Origin of the sequence: Bartonella sp. AP36NXGY, assembly GCF_042195865.1 — a bacterium.
Classification (GTDB): Bacteria; Pseudomonadota; Alphaproteobacteria; order Rhizobiales; family Rhizobiaceae; genus Bartonella.
The window spans coordinates 204,538-223,290 of record NZ_JBHIPD010000002.1; the positions used below are offsets into that span (position 1 = coordinate 204,538).

Consider the following 18,753-nt stretch of genomic DNA (forward strand, 5'->3'; position numbering starts at 1 on the left):
TCAATGTCTTTTCCAAAAATTTAAAGCAAGCACTACCCTATTGTACATGCCAATGCGAAACCAATACCCCAAAAGAGAAAGACATCCCCCCATAGCCATCATGAATGCCCCTAACCAAATACATATTACATAAGGCTTCCACCATACGTGCACAACGAGACCCCGATTATCAATATGTCCCGGTACAATATATAGCTGTGATAAGCCATGATTTTTAAGACCAACTTCTGTTATTGATGTATTTTGGCTTGAATAAAATCGCTTTGAGGCTGTTACATGACCTACAATGTTTTTATTTTCATATATTTTAAAATAAAACTCCATTGTCGAATAATTCGAACCAACACCATCATACACTGCATCAAAATGAAGCGTTTTATCCGCTATCGTCACCCTATCCCCTACGTTCATGATTAAAATACGTTCTTGCCCAAAACTTGCTACGCAAACAATACCAAATAATGTAACGCCTAATCCCATATGTGCTATTGCTGCACCAAAAGTAGACCATGGCAATCCAAGAAATCTCTTAACGCGTACTGAAAAAGCTCTCTTGCCATATCCACTCTTTCCCCATAGATCCGCTAAACTGCCTAAAAAAACAAACGCTGAAAGCCCAATCCCTAAAACTGCAAAAATATCACGCACAGATGTCGCATAGAATATTATAAAACAGACGATACCAACCAATACAAAAACAAACCACAAGCGTTCAAAAACTGCAAGAAAATCACCGCGTTTCCATGCCATCATTGTCCCAAATGGAACAAACAACAACAGCAAAACCATTAGCGGTCCACAGGTAAGATTAAAAAAAGCAGCCCCTACAGAAATTTTTTGCCCTGTTAATATCTCAATAAAATAAGGATAAAGCGTACCAATCAATACTGTTGCTGTTATTGTTGTCAGTAACAAGTTATTTAAAACAATAAACCCTTCACGTGAAATTGGTTGAAAAAATCTTTCTGTTTTTAAAATAGGGGTACGCAAAGCAAAAAGAAGAAAAGCAGCTCCCGTAAAAAAAAATAAAAGAGCAAGAATTGCTTGCCCGCGTGCTGGATCAACAGCAAAACTATGAACAGAAACTAAAAGCCCAGAACGCACAAGAAAAGTTCCCATCAGAGAAAGGGAAAAAGTAAGCAGCGCTAAAAACAGAGTCCAACTTTTCAATATTTCTCGTTTTTCGAGAACAAGAGCAGAATGTAAAAGAGCCGTTCCTGAAAGCCACGGCATAAACGAAACATTTTCAACAGGATCCCAAAACCAATACCCCCCCCATCCTAGCTCATAATAAGCCCAATAAGAGCCAACCATAATACCCAATGTCAAAAAACACCAAGCAAGTAAAAGCCACGGACGAATCCCACGCGCCCAAATTCTATCAACCTGTCCCATAATCAATGCCGCAACGGCAAAAGAAAAACAAAGTGAAAAACCGACATAACCTAAATAAAGTAGCGGTGGATGAATTGCTAATGCGATATCTTGTAAAAGAGGATTGAGACCATTTCCCTGCAATGCTGGTGGATTTACGCGTAAAAATGGATTGGATACAAAAAGAATAAATAAAAGAAAAGCAGTTGTAATCCAACTTTGGCAAATTAAAACAAGCGTCTTAAAATCTTCTGGCAAATGTTGGCTAAAAAAAGCCATCAATGCGCTAAAAAAAGCAAGACTTAAAACCCATAACAACATAGAGCCTTCGTGGTTGCCCCAAACACCTGTAATTTTATAGAGCATCGGTTTTTCTGAATGAGAATTCTCAACAACGTTCAAAACAGAAAAATCAGATACGACATAAGCATAAATTATCACTAAAAAAGATAAAAGCAGTAATGTAAAAGTGATATATGTTAGAGGAACAACTGTTTGCATTAACAAACGCTCTCTCCACCAAAAACCTAAAGCAGGTAAAAATGCCCCTAATAAGCTTACTGAAAATGCTGCAGCTAAAAAAATATGACCCAGTTCGACAAGCACAATCGAATTATTTCTCCATAATGTAATGTTTTTTCAAACGATCAGCTGTTTCTTTAGGCATATAAGTTTCATCATGTTTTGCTAAAATACGCATCCCTATAAAAAAGCCCTGTTTATCGAAATGCCCTTCTACGATCACCCCCTGACCTTCACGAAAAAGATCCGGTAAGGCACCATTGAAAACTACTTTTTCATGTTTTTTGTTATCCGTTACAAAAAAAACAACGCCTCTCTCTCCAACATATTGAACAGTTCCCTTTTCAACAAAGCCACCCAAACGCAAAGGGCGCTCCGTTAAAATATCTTCTCTTGTAATTTCAGAGGGCATTCTAAAAAAACTGACCGCATGACGCATTGCATACACTATGAGACTTGCTGCAATTGTCATAACCAAACAACATAATAATATGATCAGTAAGCGCTTTTTTTTTCGCTGCTCTAAAATAACCTTCCATGAGGCAGAATTCTTTAAAGATTGACTGTTCATAGACACTCTGCGAAAAAATTTTAAATACGTTATAATTAAGTATCAATATTTTATTTTTTAAGAGCTTTGCACATCTTCTACATAGGTGCAAGATTTCTTTTCTTTGTATGCTTACTCGATAAATCACGTAACTGAATCATCATTTTTTTAACACGTGATTGTCCTGAAAAATTTTCAGGCATTGTATCAAGAAAGCTTTGTAAAAATTGCACTGCCTGTGCAGTTTTTCCTGCTTGATGCAATGCATCGGCCAACAATAAACGTGGATAAAAATCTGTTGGCGCTAAATCTGCTGCTTTTTGAAAAGCATTTTGCGCTTCTTGCGTTATCACTCCCCCTTCATAACCAACCAATGCTAAACCGTATCCTACAAGCCTTGGAGCTGTTTCTCCATTCAAACGAAGTGCATCTAAATAAGTATTCACTGCTTCTTGAAAAAGGCTTTCTTCGAGATACCCTACCGCTAACGCATCTGCTAGCTTGCCATCATGAGGTGCACGGAAAAAAAGCACTTGTAAACGAATAAGCTTTTCTTGCTTACTAAGAGTTTGAGGATCCTTATCCATTAATTCGCTAAAAAAATAACTTTTCACTTCTGGATTGCCTGTCAGCCCATAAATATTCCATGTCATAAGGAGAACAAACAAGATACTTAAAGCCTTAAGAATATTTCTTTTTTTATAATGCATATAAAGCTTGTTAAACTCAATCATACGCTTATGGCTTCTATAACCATCCACGGTTTGAACTTTCCATTCTTTTTTTATCTCATCATCAAAACGTAGTGAAAGAAAAAGAACACTTGCCAGAAAAATCAGAAAAAATGCTGCAAAAATCAATAAGAGCATATCGTTTTTTTCCAATACGAACAGAGAATAACTCGCTTACATTTTATCCTCTTCATGAGAAAAGTGATGTGAATTAATAAAAATTCATTTTTTCATGGAGAATATTATAAAATCTATTATATATATATCAATTAAACAAAGAAACTAAAAACAATGTTTCCCTACTCTTTGATGTATTATCTGAAAATACTGCTTTACAAACTTTATAGACATTTCTTGCTTAAGGAGAAAATATGTTATTCTCCCATCTTAGGTAATAAAACTTTTGCATATAACCCACCCAAATCAGAACGGGATAAAAAGAGATTCCCACCATATTCACTGACCATATCTGAAACAATTGCTAACCCTAAGCCTGACCCTAGTTTACTTTCATTAAACCGCCGCCCCCTTTTTAATGCTTCATCAATTTTGTCTTCTGTTAAACCAGGACCATCATCTTCTACAAAGATACTAAAATATTCTGTTTCTTCAGCATTTTCTTCTAAACAACAAGAGATCAAAACCTTTGCGCGAGACCACTGAGTAGCATTTTCAATCAAATTCCCTATAATTTCTTCTAAATCTTCCTTCTCTCCAGAAAAAACAATATCATCAACATCCATAATAAATTGAATTTGTTTTTCAGGATTAAGCTTTTTCATAACCCGCACCAAGCGTTCAAGCACACTGCGAACAGACGTATGATAGACAACACTATCGCATTGTGCTGCAATCCGCGCACGCTGAAGATAATGATTGATTTGAGCTTGCATTATTTGCGTTTGCTCTCTCAACAAACTAGCCTTTTCTCCGCGCATCTTATCTGTCTCATTCATAATCACGGATAGAGGCGTCTTCAATGAATGCGCGAGATTACCAACCTGTGTGCGAAATCGCTCGATAATACGCTGATTATTATTAATGAGAGCATTCATCTCTTGTACAAGCGGCATCACTTCGCTTACTAAATCCGTATTCACATAATGAACTCTTCCTTCGCGAATATCATTCAATGCATATCGAATAAGCTTCAACGGTTGAAAACTAAAGAAAATAATAGCAATATTAATAAGAACACTCCCGATACCGAAACTCCAAAGAAAAATTTGCAAAGTTCGCTTAAATTCCTTTACCTGGGCATGAGCTTCATCGATATTCCCAACAAGCCGAAAACGTGCAATATGATTTTTATTATCAAGAACAACATCACTCTCAATCACTTGTAGCTTTTGACCATTGTTCCCCGTTATCCGATAAGAGCGAAAGAATTTATTGTCAAAAGGTATATCAACATCACTTGGTGTAAATATCTCGCCTGTTCCCAATGAGGGAGATGTCAATCTTCCTTTTAAATTATGGGATATCGCAACAACTTCCCAATACCATCCTGTTGTTGGATCAGAATAACGAATATCATCAATCCCAGCCCCTCCTATCAAAGTACCTTCCGATGACACCGTCACTGTTGCAATAAGACTGTAGAGTTGAGCAGAAAGGATACGCTCTAGGCTTTGTTCAGTCGAACGCTTATAAAATAAAATACTTACTGCAGAAATCGATAAAAGAGAAATAACAACCCATAATGTTGATAAGATCATAACACGTAAACTGAGAGATCGAGTAATTACAAAAAAGAACCTCCTATACCAATTATTCTCTTCAAAAACATTCATTAATCACCTCGCGTTCTCACGCGATATCCCATTCCTCGAATAGTTTCAATCAAATTCACTCCAAGCTTTTTCCGTAACCGACCTACAAAGACTTCCACCGTATTCGAATCCTTATCAAAATCCTGATCATAAAGATGTTCAGTAAGCTCTGTTCTTGAAATGACCCTGTCACAATGATGCATGAGATACGAAAGCAGTCTGAATTCATAAGATGTTAGTTTAATCAATTGACCATCCACAAAAACACGAGACGTCTTTGTATCCAACAAAACATTTCCGCAACATAATGCACTTGTCGCATGTCCCGTAGTGCGACGAATTAATGCTCGCAAGCGCGCCATCACCTCCTCCAAATGAAATGGCTTCACAACATAATCGTCAGCTCCAGCATCAATACCGCGCACCTTATCAGACCAACGGTCTCGCGCCGTTAGCATTAAAACAGGCATGGAGAGCCCTTCTTGACGCCACTTTTCAACAACACTAATACCATCAATCTGCGGTAAACCTATATCAAGTATCACCGCGTCGTAAGACTCTGTGCTCCCTAAAAAATAAGCCTCTTCACCATCGAAAGCACTATCGGAAACATATCCTGCACGTCTTACAGCTTCTGCTAATTGATGGTGAAGATTCCGATCATCTTCAACGATTAAGATACGCATCACAACACCATCTGCTAAAGACTAATCAGCAGGAACAAAAAACTCAACACGACGTAACTTTTCACCATTACGGGCTGGTACAACAACTACAATTGCACACATGTCCTTTCCATCCTGAACAACCGGTTTTGAACGGACGAGAACCCCGCTCTCTTGTGCGGCAGCCTTCTTACCTACTTCAGCACACCCAGAAGCTAGAACAGAATCTGCTCCTAAAAAAGCTGCTATTATTACGAACAAGAATTTTTTTTTCATCATAAATATTTCAATAACCCATCTCTTCTCTTCCTTGATAAAGGATAAAAGAAATAATGGTTTTTTTTAGTCGATTAAAAAATCACAAATGAAAACAATTTATCCTCTATCTTACAGAAGAACATATTAACATTACTCCAAATTTTTAAAAAATCAAAAAAATATTTTTAATAATGAGAATAAAATTTATTCAATAAAATAATAAAATATTAATATACTATCTTACAAAAAATGCATAATTCTAAAACAAATTCTTTCTCTGTTAGAACTATAGAAAAAAAATACTTCTACTCCATATAATTATTGTAGATTTGTTTGGTTGTATTGCTTTGCCATAGGCTCTCTTTAAATGTTTGATTTTTTTAAAAAAAAGAAAGGGCAACACCGTAAGCCATTTCATAGTCCTGCTCTCATTGAATTAGACGCACGATTAGACACAGCGCTTTATCACATTCGTTCTGCTAACAGTTTTTTCTGGAAAAAGGCAAAAATCGTCTCACAAAATTTTCATCTTCAAGGATGGAAACGTTTTATCGTTGAAGTTCTCGATGAAATACTGACATTAGGGTTGTTGGGATTTACTCTTTTCACTATTTTGGGCATTTCTGTTTTTGAACTGACCAAAACAGATTGGTCTTCTCCTAAAAACTTTTCCATTCTTTTTCTAGATCGCTATGGAAATTCCATTGGGCACCGTGGTGCACTGCCGGCAATCTCTGTCCCCGTTGAAGAAATGCCTGACACTGTTATTAAAGCGGTTCTCGCTACAGAAGACCGTCGTTTTTTTGATCATTGGGGCATTGATTTTCAAGGACTTACACGGGCAATTTCACAAAATATGCAAGCTAAAGGTGTGGTGCAAGGTGGTTCAACTCTCACACAACAATTGGCTAAAAATTTATTTTTAACAAACGAAAGAACCATAACACGTAAAATCAAAGAAGCTTATCTTGCTCTTTGGCTAGAAGCAAATTTTAGCAAAAAGCAGATTTTACAACTTTACCTTGACCGAGCCTATATGGGAGGAAACAATTTTGGTATTGCCGCAGCGGCAAAATTTTATTTTGGAAAAAACATACGTCATGTCTCTTTAAGTGAATCTGCTATGTTAGCAGGACTCTTTAAAGCTCCAACAAAATATGCTCCTCATAGTCATCTCTTTGCAGCTCAAACACGTGCCAATATCGTCCTTTCTAATCTTGTTAATAGTGGCTTTATGACGAAGAGCCAAATTATCAATGCGCATCGCCACCCTGCTAAGGCACTTCCCCAAAGAGAAAATAATCAGCCAGATTATTTTCTTGATTGGGCATTCGAGGAAGTCAAAAAAATGCGTAATCAACTTCCAAGCCATAGTTTCATTATTCAAACGACCCTTGATCCGAATATTCAAAAAGCAGCAGAAGAATCAATCGCATATCATTTACATCAATATGGTCAACAATATCGCGTAACCCAAGCTGCCACCGTTATACTCGATAATAACGGTGCCGTATGCGCAATTGTTGGAGGACAAGATTATAAAAAGAGCCAATTTAACAGAGCAACACAAGGCGGACGGCAAACTGGTTCTTCATTCAAACCTTATGTTTACGCAACCGCACTGGAACACGGACTGTCTCCCTCGACAATCGTTTTAGATGCTCCTATCAATTGGGGAGGTTGGACACCAAAAAATAATTCTGGCCGTTATTTGGGGAAAATTGATTTAGCAACAGCTTTAGCTTTTTCTATTAATACAGTCCCTGTGTATCTCACCTATCAATATCTTAACCGTGATACCCAACCCATCATAGATCTCATCAAGAATATGGGGATTAACGCGCATATTTTATCACACAAAACGATGGTTCTGGGCACTTCCAACATGACCCCCATGGATCAAGCAACTGGCTTTAATGTCTTTGCGAATGGCGGGATAGCTGGTAATCGTCATGGGTTTACGCAAATCAAAACAATTGATGGTCGTGTCGTGTGGGATTTCGAACATAACGGAAAAAAACTACACCGAGTTCTGAATGAACAATCAACAGCTTATATGAACCAAATGATGGTGGGTGTCACGACACGAGGATCTGGTAAGCGTGCTGCTCTACCCATGACTCTCGTCGCTGGGAAAACTGGAACATCACAATCTTATCGTGATGCTTGGTTTGTTGGCTTTACAGGCAATTATACAGGAGCGGTATGGATGGGAAATGATAACTTTTCACCGATGAATCGTGCTTTTGGGGGTGGCGTTCCTGCCATGATATGGCATCGCATCATGCTTGCTGCACATCAAAATATCATGCTCAAACAGCTCTATGGTGTTAAAGATTCTCTCCTTCCTTATCAGCCCCCAGTACTTTCTTCCCATGCAGATTCTGAAGTTCCTCCTCCAATACCCTCTACGCTTTCTCCTGAAACATTGAATATTGTGCGATTGATTAACAAAGATCTGAAAAAAACATCTGTAATTTCTTTGAAAATGAAAACAACTGGAGATTCAACATTTTGAATTCAAGATATTCACTGATGTTTTTTAATATCACCATTTTCTTTTTTATCTTCGCTTTTTCCATTTTATGTGGAACACTGAGTGTCGATTATGTGCTCAATTCCTTTCCTCATTTTGGACTCTTTAGAATTGGAAAATGGAGTGCTTATCCACAGGTGGGAACCGCTAATATGGATCCTTATACCCGCGCCCACACCGCTAAACGAGGCATTGTTTCACTCGGACGAACTGAAGGTATTCAATTCCAGATTTGGCAAGATAACCAAGGGCGTCCACTTCATCCTCACTGTCATTATTTGCTCAAAGGCACCATCCCTGAAACCCGTCTTTTTACCCTTTATACAGCTGACAAATCCCTTAAACCCTATACTTCATCCAAAGAAATACCTTTTGAACTCCACACTGACAATATTATCTATGAGCATGATGGCTCATTGCGCATCAATATTTCACCCACACCGCAAGCCGGCAATTGGCTTGCAACAGTTAGTCAAAAAGAATTCGGGCTTATTCTTACCTTATACGATACCTCAATCATCTCTGCAACGGCATTACAAAAGCTTACAATGCCATCAATAGAACAAATCCCATCAGGACAAATAAATTGTGACTAGATTTATTTATACCGCACTTCTTGCAATCATTGGCGCTATTATCGTTCATATTTGCGTTCTCTTTCTCATCCCCTATTGGGCACAAAATAATATATGGACAGCACTAAAAAAATCCGGAGCCCCTTATCAATTTGTTGATTTTACGCCCAATAATCCTATTCAGCAATCTGCTGATCCACTCTTTCTTCTTAAAGTCTGCAGATTTAATCTTGAAAATGGACCTGTTCATTTAAAAGCTTTGAAAACACGACAATTTTGGTCACTAGCAGCCTACACACACGACGGAATTATTTTCTATAGCCTTAATGACCGAACCGCCCCTGATGCGACACTCGATCTTATTATTGGAAAACCAATACAAATCATAGAACTCAAAAAATCAAAACCTAAAAAAAATGCCAATTCAGTTTTGGTTGCTAAAAATTTGAATGAAGGTTTTATCATTTTACGTATTTTTGCCCCTTCTTCACTTGCAAAAAAAGAAAGTGAAGCTTTTCTTTCATCTGCGACCTGCCGCATATTTTATGAATAAAAACGGACTAAACTCTCATTTGTACAACACCTTCCTTTCTATACAAAATACAGGAAGCCTATCAAAATGGTTATCTTTTTTCTCTATTAATTGAATATTCGAATTCAGATTTGTCTGATTGTAGATCCCTCAATTTTTTATTGAGGTAGAATGAAATCTCTATTGCACATCATCATATCCTATTTGATTACGCATTATCACTCCCCGCAATCAGAAGAGAAAAATCAAGAGTAAAGTTCTAAAAATATATGCTGCTAACAACCGTAAAACTTGTTATTTGAGTTTACTTCTTTTTATTTACAAACATTCCCATAAAGTTCGCATCAATAACATGATAAACTATAGAAGAAATACTGATTACCTTCAATGAAGTGCTAAAATAACCACTGGAAACTTATAAGACATTACGTATCCTTGACCTCAAAAATAAGTGCTTTATTTTTGGTTTATGAGCAGAAGCTTTTTGTAAGGTAGCACTCTGAAAAAACTTAGCTTATAGTTTACAATTGAGGGGAAAAACTTCATGAAGAAGAGATATGTTCGGTTCGTTTCAAGAGCAGCAGTATGGTCCCCTCGATTTGGTGGATTGTCGTTCTTTATTTTATTATTTTCAGTCATTTTACAACGTTTTTCCGTCATTAACGTAACTGACTTCATAATTTTGATCGGAATCTCTACTGGCTGTGTAATTATTTCTCTTTTTCTGGCTATTAAAGCACTTCATAGTTTGTGGGTCTATGGTGCTCTAGGGGGAATGAAAGCTTTAAAAGGGATCATTTATTCGTTGATAACAGCCACACCATTGATGCTCTTTTTTGGACTTTGGTTTACCTTACCGGCTCTTTACGACGTTTCTACCGATACACAAAGACCACCGGCTTTTTTTCGCACAATACGTCCCAGCGATGCTTTACCACTCAAAAGTGTTTTGACTGAACAAGCAGCAATACAGATGTCACAATGGCCAGAAATATCGGGGCGCCGTTATGATGGCTCACCTGACCGTATTCGCGAATCCGTTCTTAATGTTTTAGCTGCGTATGATTGGCCTGTTGTAGCGCAACGAGAATTCAAAGGCGAAGAAAATGAAATTTATATCGAAACGAGAGCAAAAACTTTTTACCTTGGCTTTATTTTAGATATTGTTATTCGTTTAACTGATGAAGGGGATACAACTTTTGTTGATATGCGTTCTACTTCTCGTTATTTGCCAAGAGATTTGGGGACAAATGCTGCTTTTATTATCGATTTTATGGATGCACTTGATACAGAAATCGCCTCACTTCCTCTTGCTGAAGATAATGAGTAGAGGTTAGAAGTATAGTAAGTTACATTTACTAAATTAGCTTATTTCAAAAATAAATTTTGAGACGTGCAGAAACGCACAAAACATTTATCGTCTCTCGACGGCCATAAGCATTACTGACAAGTTCTTTAAACACCCAAAAGCAACTTATAGACTCTTTTTAGCGCGTGACATATAGATAAAATATTTGAATTCAAATTCTAAACTTAAATACTATAATTGATTTTACATATATTTTTTATGCTCAGAAATCTCATCATAAAAGTAGGAAAGAAGACTTCTCTAATAAGGAAATTAAGCATTTCTTACAGGCGCATTTTTCCAATGAAAATAGAAAAATACACCCTCATCAAGAAAGATGAAATACATTTATCATAAAATATGATGCATATGTAATATAGTTACAGAAAAAATTAACAATAAAATACACATAAATTCATCTGTATTTTACAATAAATGATTATTTCAATTTTATAAAGAAATTTCATAATAAAAAAAATATATATATTATTACAAATAATAGAAACTTATTTAAATGAAAATAATTTTTCATCAAACATAATTTAAATATAAATACTAATATCTAATATATTTAAACGCAACATAAATAAAACAAAACGCCAAAAATAACCCACTAAATGTCTTAATTGCTTCCTTTATACTATTTTTCCAACTTTCACCACTTTATCTATAACTTAATAAAAATATAAAAACAAATATTGAAAATAAAATATCAAAAACATTATTGTATAAAGATAATAAATAATCATTTTTCATATAAATAACGTATACAAATAAAAACTGTTATAGAAAGTAATATAACAAATATAATGAACAAAAATGTGCTTAAAAACATTTTTTTCACAATTTCTTTGTTACTATAACCTTTAAATTTATACCGTAAAAACATTGCATAGAAAAATATAAAGAAAGCACATGTAGAAGATAATAATTCTGCAATAATACGAATAATATCACTCATAAAAAAATCCAAATTAAAAACATATAAAAACAATAAACATTAATATATATTGTATAAAACTTAATAATTTAAAATAATATAAAAAACGAATTTATTCTTAATTAATGATTTAATTTTAATATTTTTTTCATTACATACCTTAGATACATAATACAATTTAAATAAATATAATTAAACAAAAAATGCAAAAAACAATTCATAAAATATATTAAAAATATAGATAACAAATAAATTTTCCAAATTAATCTATAATTATAACTTAATAATGAATAATCATTGTTCATAGAAATAACGTATATAAATAAAAAATGTCATAGAAAATAATATAAAGAACAAAAATATTCTTAACAAAATTTTTTTCCAAATTTCTTTTTTACTATAACCTTTAGATTTATAATATGAAAACAATGTATAGAAAAATATAATTAAAGCACCTATAGAAAATAATAATTCTACAATAATACTAATAAGCTCATTCATAAAAAAAATCCAAAATAAAATATCTATTATCACACACAAAAATATCCCTGAAATCAGTTTAGCCATAGCTTTAAAGTATGTTTACAATATCACTGATCTCAGAAATATCTTACTAGCTATTTTCTAAATAAATTAGAAACAGCCTCCCTCCATTTTACGAATGGCATTGATTGTATTTATCTACCACGGCGTCACCAGATCTTCTAGTCCACCTGCTACTGCTCCACTCACAAAGCCAGCACCTACACCTCCTAGTTTAGCAATAGAACCTCCGACTGCACACCAGCAACACCTCCTACTAAGGCTCCTACGATGCCGCCTGCGCTTGCTGCTTGGGAATGAGCGCCTGCGCTACAATCATCTTATTCTGGAAAAAGCCAACTTTTTGGATGTGAGTTACTAATTGAATTATGTGATGAGCATGCTATTTAGCAAAAAATCAAATATAATTTGTAAAAATATATAACTCATAATAAATAATAAAATAATATAACAACTTGATTTATATTATTTTAAAATTCCCATATATTCAATTAATAAATTTGCAGCATAATATAATATAAAAAACCTAATTGTTGATAATATTTCCATTTTTATACTCCAGTTCTTACCTTTAAATCTATTGTAAAAAAACATTAAAAATCCATATATAAACGTTGCCAATAAGGAGCCAGTAAAAGTATGCATAACAAAAAATCCAGACTGAAATTTCATCTACTTTATGAATGATTTAATAGAGAGAGCAATAGAGTATAATTCAAATAATAAACTTAACTCAAATAATTATAATTTTATATATAAATAATTTTTATAAAATTCCCATATATTTAACTAATAAATTTCCAGAATAATATAATATAAAAAACATAATTGTTGATAATATTGTCCTTTTTATACTCCAGTTCTCACCTTTAAATCTATTGTAAAAAAACATGCAAAATCCAAATCCAATTGCTGTTACTAAGGAGCGAGTAAAAGTATTCATAACAAAAAAATCCAAAATAAAATATCTATTATCACACACAAAAATATCCCTGAAATCAGTTTAGCCATAGCTTTAAAGTATGTTTACAATATCACTGATCTCAGAAATATCTTACTAGCTATTTTCTAAATAAATTAGAAACAGTGTCCCTCTACTTTACGGATGACATTGATTGTACTTATCTTTAAAACCGTTAATAGCTCCTCCTAATCCGCCTGCTACTGCTGTTTCCGGACCACCTAATAAACCAATTAATGCTCCTGCGCCTCCCTTTATGGCTGTTGATACAACATAATCGCTTACTTCACAACTTGGATTCGGATGGCATTCATTGTACTTATCTATCAAACCGTCAGCAGCTCCTTCTAATCCGCCTATTGCTGCTCCTCCCAGACCAAATAATGCACCAGATGCTGCTCCTATACCGCCGTGTATGGCAGCTGCTTCAACATAATCGCTTGTTTCACAACTTGGTGCCGTATAGCATGCATTGTATTTATCTACCACAGCGTCACCAGCTCCTGCTAGTCCACCTCCTATTGCTCCATTGACAAAGCCAGAACTGACACCTCCCGGTCCAGAAAAAAGACCTCCAACTGCACCAGCAATACCTCCTATTACGTCTCCTATGATGCCGCCTGCACCTGCTGCTTGGGCATGAGCGCCTGGGCTACAATCATCTTCTTCTGGAAAAAGCCAACTTTTTGGATGTGAGTTACTACTTGAATCACCAGCTCCTCCTATTCCGCCGCTTACTGCTCCACCGAGTAAGCCAGCACCTGCACCTCCTGGTCCAGCAATAGAACCTCCAGCTGCACCAGCACCACCTCCTAATATTGCTCCTACAATGCCACCTGTACCTGCTGCTTGGGCATAAGCGTCTGTACTATAATCATCTTCTGGAAAAAGCCAACTTTTTGGATGTGAGTTACTACTTGAATCATTTGATGAGCTTGAACTACCCATTTAAATCCTCCTTTTATTATTAAAAATAACTGTATCACAACGATACAGTGGGAATTTGATTATTGTTCATTTTAGCAAATGTCAAATATAATTTGTATAAATAACAATAAAAATACTGTATAAACAATAAATACATTATGTTTATATTATATTCATACAAAATGTATATTTTGTATGAATATAATACTATTTACAATACTGTTTAAATATGCGACATCAATCGCTCTTTCTATTAAATAAAATCATAAATTCAAATGAGTCATTCACAAGAAAAACCTGTATCATTCTCTTGGTTTACAAGAACAACAAAGAAATATATCTATTATGTTATCGAACTCAGTTGCGTTGCTGTTGTTTTGCGTTTGCTGGGCTTGGTGAATCCTTTTATTTTTCAAGCGATTATCGACCGTATTCTCCCTTTTCAGCGTATTGAAAGTCTCTATGCTATCGTTGTCTTGATGGTTGCTATCATGCTGTTTAGCACAGCTCTTAGCACTCTATCAGGCTACTTAGGTGCTTATTTAGCCAATCGGCTTACGTTAGAATTTGGACGGCGCATTTACACCCATCTTTTAAGTCTCTCCTTGCCCACTTTACGCCGTTGGCAAGTAGGAGAATTGTTTTCACGTATTGGGGAAGTTGATACAATTCGCGGTTTTTTAACAGGAACCATCGCCACAACCGTACTGAATGTTCTGTTTGCCATTATTTATATTGCTGCACTCTTTTCCATTAGTCCAAAACTTACCTTCATTGTCCTTATCATTTTACCTTTACAAATGGGCTCTTTAGCGTTGGTCGGTCCCTTCTTGCGCCGCCAATTACGCCGTGCTTTTACTCTGCAAGCTGTCCATAAATCGCGCCTTATTGAAAGTTTTACCAATCTTGAAGCCATAAAAGCACACGTAAAAGAAGCTGCTCATACAATACGCATGCAAGAAACTTTAGCCCGTAGTTTAGATCAAAGCCTTACAACCAGTAAATTACATCTTCTCAATGGAGCCATGAGCCATATTTTTGGTGATCTTTTCACTATTTTTATTATCTTTTTTGGTGCTCAGGCAGTTCTTCAAAACCAGATTACACTAGGGCAACTTATTGCCTTTCATCTCCTCGCTGGAAATGTTTCTGGTCCTATCTTAAGCCTTGCATCCCTATGGGAAGAATGGCAGCATTTGAAAATCTCTCGTCTTCGTTTGGGCGATATTCTTAATTCCCCTCCAGAATGGGAAGAAGAAAAGCCGCCTCTTCAACTTAGCGCTCCTCCTCATCTTGAAGCCAACGATCTCTGTTTTTCTTATGGAGATAAATCCATTATCAATCATCTTGATGTCTGTTTACAACCTGGGCAACCAATTATGTTACTTGGTCCTTCAGGGTGCGGAAAAACAACCTTGGCGAAGCTCCTTTGTGGACTCTACCCCCCAACAAGCGGAAAGATATTGATTAACGCCCAACCTTTACAGAATTTTGATGTCCGTAGCGTGCGTGAAACAATCGCGTATTTTCCTCAAAATCCTTGCCTTTTTTCCGGAACCATTCTTGAGAATATGCTTCTTGCTAAACCAGATGCCACTAAAGATGAAATCGACGCTGCACTATATGTTAGTGCTTGCCATGATTTGATTGCTCAGTTGCCTTTAGGACTCAATACTCAAGTAGGAGAGCAAGGTGGTTTTTTATCAGGTGGTCAGCGCCAACGCTTGGCTTTGGCTTGTTTCTTTCTGATAAACCCAAGCCTTCTTATTTTGGATGAACCTACTTCCGCATTGGATGACACTGTCAGTGCACAAATTGTTGAGCATTTATATAAACTTTCGCAAGAACGTATTGTTCTTGTTATTACCCACAAAAGCAACCTCTTTCCTCAGCATGCAACCGTCTTAAACTGTACTGATTTGGAGGCAACAAATGGCAGATAAAGCTCCCTATTTGCGCCCTTTGTCACCAACGCTTCATATGGTGGTTGCTGTTTTGGTCACCTTATTTCTCTTTATTGTAATCGGCAGCTTTATCGCAAAAACAGAGATTGTTGCACGGGGGCAAGGAAGTGTTATTCCCACCGCTTACGTTCAGCTGGTCCAAGCGCAAAATACAGGACGCATTGAGAAAATTCTTGTAAAAGAAGGGCAATTTGTTCATCAAGGTGATCTCCTTATTCAATTAGATCCCCGTGAAGCCCTCAATGAGTGCGCACGTGTTCAAGCAGATATCGCGCAACAAACCCTTCAAGCACAAATTGCAACAGCTATTTTAACAGCTTTGCATGAAAGTGATCCTTTGGATAAAGATTTTGTAACCAAAGGGCTTGCCTATCTGCCTGCTCCTCCTTCTGGCAATAAAACTGCAAGAATAGAAGGGGAAAAACTCATTAGCGCTACCCTTCAATCTCTCCAAGATAAATTAAGAGCGCTAAAAGCACAGGCGGACCGCGTCGAGCGCAGCGGTGCAACACAACATGCGCAATTAGATAGGTTGGAAGATGATCGTCAATTAAGCCAAGGAAAATTAAAAGCTGCAAAAAGCCTGATGGAAACAAAAGTCATTAGCCAAGCCGTTTATTTAGAGCGTTTACATGACTTTAAAAATGTCGAGCATGAAATTTTAACCAATCAAAGGCGTTTGGAAGAAAATGCCGCCGAAATAAACACCCTACGCCAACAACGGAAAAGTCTCATTTCCGATGAAATCGCCCGCTATCGGCAACTTTCGCGTGAAACAGAACTGAATCTTCAAGGATTAAAAGCAAAGCTTGATAGCACTCAATACCATCTTGACCACTTATCACTCTATGCGCCTGTTGATGGACGTATCGATGATTTAAGTATCCATACTTTGGGCGGCTTTGTAGAAGCTGGTAAAACGCTTATGCGTATTGTCCCTGATGCAGGTGGTCTCATTGTTGAAGCGTTTTTTGATAATCGAGATATTGGTTTTTTAGAAAAGGGTCAACGTGCTTACATCAAGTTTTCTGCCTTTCCACCTGAACGTTTCGGTGTTATCCACGGTACAGTCGTTAATGTAGGCGCTACAGCGCGCTATAATAAAGAAATTAATGGTGTCTACGCTGTTTTAATCAAAATTGACCAAGATCATATCACTTTGAATAACAAATATCTTAAATTTATCCCTGGCATGACTGTGACAACGGATGTCATTACCTCAAAACGACGTCTCATTTCTTATTTCTTTGAACCTATCACCAAAATTTTAGAACAATCTCTAAAGGAAAGATAAAGATTAATGTGTGTGCATGAAAATCCTTCATCATCATTCATAGACCCTCTTACAGCGTTAGGAGCTATGATGGTTTTAATGCTTACATCTCCCTTATACCGCCGCTGGCGAATTTGGGATATCGAACGCAACATAGGACCCGCCTTACAGACTGGGCAATATAAACTCTATAAAAATGAACGTGGAGAATTTTGTGCCTTTATCACTTGGGCTTTTTTAGATGAGAAAAATCATCAATCTATGCTTAAAAAGGGAGAATTTTTACCCGATGTCAATTGGCAGAATGGAAAATACGTATGGTTTATTGATTGTGTAGCACCTTATGGACATACTGCTCATATTGTACGCGATATGCAACGAAATATATTTCCTGATCAGCGTTATTGTTATGCTGTACGACGTAATGAAGATGGTGGAATACGAAAAATTGCACGCTGGTGTTGCTATAGAGCGCAAAATCCAGCCAAATAGTTTTTCTAAAGCAAGTGCGCATAAATCATTTACCCCTCGCCTCTTATAAAGAAAAACCTCTAAAAATAACTATTTTAACTATGTTATAGTAAGAGCCCCCCTACAGACGCGTATTTCCCATCTTATCAAATTCAATATGAATGACTACAGATAGTTAAGAGGTTTAATCCACTCGTTCTTTATCTTTTATTCTTATAGAGTCAAGAATAAGCCTGATAGAATAAACTCGCTCTGGTGTTGGATACAAGATAAGCTTTTGTTCAAAATAAGCATAGCGTGTAGGCATGCCATGGCTACAATCATCCTCAAGATTCTCAATAACAAGAGGATCTGTATGCAAAAGCTTTGCTTTGCTGTGATTATCTTCATAAACGTAAGTATCAACAAGGCAAAGTATTGATTTATAATGATAATCTAGCTCTGTTCATATTGAATTAGACCCCCGAATAACGTAGGATTCTCTCATTTCAAATCTGTTTATCTTGAATCAATCAAAACCACTTGCTTGCACGTCAAAAGCGGGGCTGGTGTGTGGGTACAAATGAGGAAAGAAAGGAGTAAAAATGCCTCTTATGAATCGTCTTAATGCAAGGGCTGTCGCAACATTGGGGGCTGGCAAATATAATGATGGTGCCGGCTTGTTACTTCATAAGCGTAAAGATGGGGGTGCTCAATGGCTTTATCGTTATACCATTACGGATGAAGGATTAGCACATTTTAAAGCGGCTTATCCTAATGAAAAAATCACGAAAGATGATTTATTCTATTACGTTTATGGGATTTTCCATTC

Annotated in this window: 16 protein-coding genes; 8 read left to right on the top strand and 8 right to left on the bottom strand. The window is 36.3% G+C overall.

Annotation, left to right across the window (positions count from 1 at the left end; genetic code table 11):
• From ACFINX_RS01805 to ACFINX_RS01830, 6 genes are all read right to left on the bottom strand, one after another.
• The gene (locus ACFINX_RS01805; RefSeq protein ID WP_375640254.1) at window positions 1–1,980 is read right to left on the bottom strand and encodes a heme lyase CcmF/NrfE family subunit; all 1,980 of its coding nucleotides are present in this window, start codon (window positions 1,978–1,980) and stop codon (window positions 1–3) included.
• Between the two features lie 7 nt (window positions 1,981–1,987).
• Window positions 1,988–2,467, bottom strand: coding sequence for a cytochrome c maturation protein CcmE (gene ccmE, locus ACFINX_RS01810; RefSeq protein WP_375611160.1), 480 nt, complete (start codon window positions 2,465–2,467; stop codon window positions 1,988–1,990).
• Window positions 2,468–2,544: 77 nt separating this feature from the next.
• A complete protein-coding gene (locus ACFINX_RS01815) occupies window positions 2,545–3,315 on the bottom strand; it encodes a tetratricopeptide repeat protein (RefSeq protein ID WP_375652309.1) in 771 nt (256 codons plus the stop codon).
• A gap of 236 nt (window positions 3,316–3,551) precedes the next feature.
• Window positions 3,552–4,970 (bottom strand): ATP-binding protein, encoded by a 1,419-nt coding sequence (locus ACFINX_RS01820; protein WP_375668225.1) that lies wholly within the window; start codon window positions 4,968–4,970, stop codon window positions 3,552–3,554.
• The gene (locus tag ACFINX_RS01825; RefSeq protein ID WP_375649356.1) at window positions 4,970–5,635 is read right to left on the bottom strand and encodes a response regulator transcription factor; all 666 of its coding nucleotides are present in this window, start codon (window positions 5,633–5,635) and stop codon (window positions 4,970–4,972) included. The genes ACFINX_RS01820 and ACFINX_RS01825 overlap by 1 nt, the downstream gene beginning before the upstream one ends.
• A gap of 21 nt (window positions 5,636–5,656) precedes the next feature.
• Window positions 5,657–5,893 (bottom strand): hypothetical protein, encoded by a 237-nt coding sequence (locus tag ACFINX_RS01830; protein ID WP_273723886.1) that lies wholly within the window; start codon window positions 5,891–5,893, stop codon window positions 5,657–5,659.
• A gap of 346 nt (window positions 5,894–6,239) precedes the next feature.
• Between ACFINX_RS01830 and ACFINX_RS01835 the strand changes: the two genes are divergently transcribed.
• The 4 genes from ACFINX_RS01835 (at window position 6,240) to ACFINX_RS01850 (ending at window position 10,845) form a co-directional block, all read left to right on the top strand.
• Window positions 6,240–8,390: a transglycosylase domain-containing protein gene (locus ACFINX_RS01835; RefSeq protein ID WP_375668226.1), complete on the top strand. Its 2,151-nt coding sequence runs from the start codon at window positions 6,240–6,242 to the stop codon at window positions 8,388–8,390.
• 17 nt (window positions 8,391–8,407) lie between these two features.
• Entirely contained in the window at window positions 8,408–9,004 is a 597-nt protein-coding gene (locus tag ACFINX_RS01840; RefSeq protein WP_375668227.1) for a DUF1214 domain-containing protein, read from the top strand.
• Entirely contained in the window at window positions 8,997–9,536 is a 540-nt protein-coding gene (locus tag ACFINX_RS01845; RefSeq protein WP_375668228.1) for a hypothetical protein, read from the top strand. Before ACFINX_RS01840 ends, ACFINX_RS01845 begins: the two co-directional genes overlap by 8 nt.
• A 523-nt stretch (window positions 9,537–10,059) precedes the next feature.
• Window positions 10,060–10,845, top strand: a complete 786-nt coding sequence (locus ACFINX_RS01850) for a DUF1499 domain-containing protein (RefSeq protein WP_375628221.1) — start codon at window positions 10,060–10,062, stop codon at window positions 10,843–10,845.
• A 2,600-nt stretch (window positions 10,846–13,445) separates the two neighbouring features.
• Here the strand turns inward: ACFINX_RS01850 and ACFINX_RS01855 are convergent.
• The gene (locus ACFINX_RS01855) at window positions 13,446–14,255 is read right to left on the bottom strand and encodes a hypothetical protein (RefSeq protein ID WP_375668229.1); all 810 of its coding nucleotides are present in this window, start codon (window positions 14,253–14,255) and stop codon (window positions 13,446–13,448) included.
• A 254-nt stretch (window positions 14,256–14,509) separates the two neighbouring features.
• Between ACFINX_RS01855 and ACFINX_RS01860 the strand changes: the two genes are divergently transcribed.
• The 3 genes from ACFINX_RS01860 to ACFINX_RS01870 are packed head-to-tail and all read left to right on the top strand — an operon-like array spanning window position 14,510 to window position 17,963.
• Entirely contained in the window at window positions 14,510–16,177 is a 1,668-nt protein-coding gene (locus ACFINX_RS01860; protein ID WP_375668230.1) for a peptidase domain-containing ABC transporter, read from the top strand.
• Window positions 16,167–17,492: an HlyD family type I secretion periplasmic adaptor subunit gene (locus ACFINX_RS01865; protein ID WP_375668231.1), complete on the top strand. Its 1,326-nt coding sequence runs from the start codon at window positions 16,167–16,169 to the stop codon at window positions 17,490–17,492. The genes ACFINX_RS01860 and ACFINX_RS01865 overlap by 11 nt, the downstream gene beginning before the upstream one ends.
• Before the next feature lie 6 nt (window positions 17,493–17,498).
• Window positions 17,499–17,963, top strand: coding sequence for a toxin-activating lysine-acyltransferase (locus ACFINX_RS01870; RefSeq protein WP_375634273.1), 465 nt, complete (start codon window positions 17,499–17,501; stop codon window positions 17,961–17,963).
• Between the two features lie 163 nt (window positions 17,964–18,126).
• On the opposite strand, the gene ACFINX_RS01875 is transcribed toward ACFINX_RS01870, so the two are convergent.
• Entirely contained in the window at window positions 18,127–18,303 is a 177-nt protein-coding gene (locus ACFINX_RS01875) for a hypothetical protein (protein ID WP_375668232.1), read from the bottom strand.
• A 223-nt stretch (window positions 18,304–18,526) separates the two neighbouring features.
• On the opposite strand from ACFINX_RS01875, the gene ACFINX_RS01880 reads away from it, so the two are divergent.
• A partial coding sequence (locus ACFINX_RS01880; protein WP_375668233.1) for a type ISP restriction/modification enzyme occupies window positions 18,527–18,753 on the top strand: 227 nt, incomplete at its 3' end.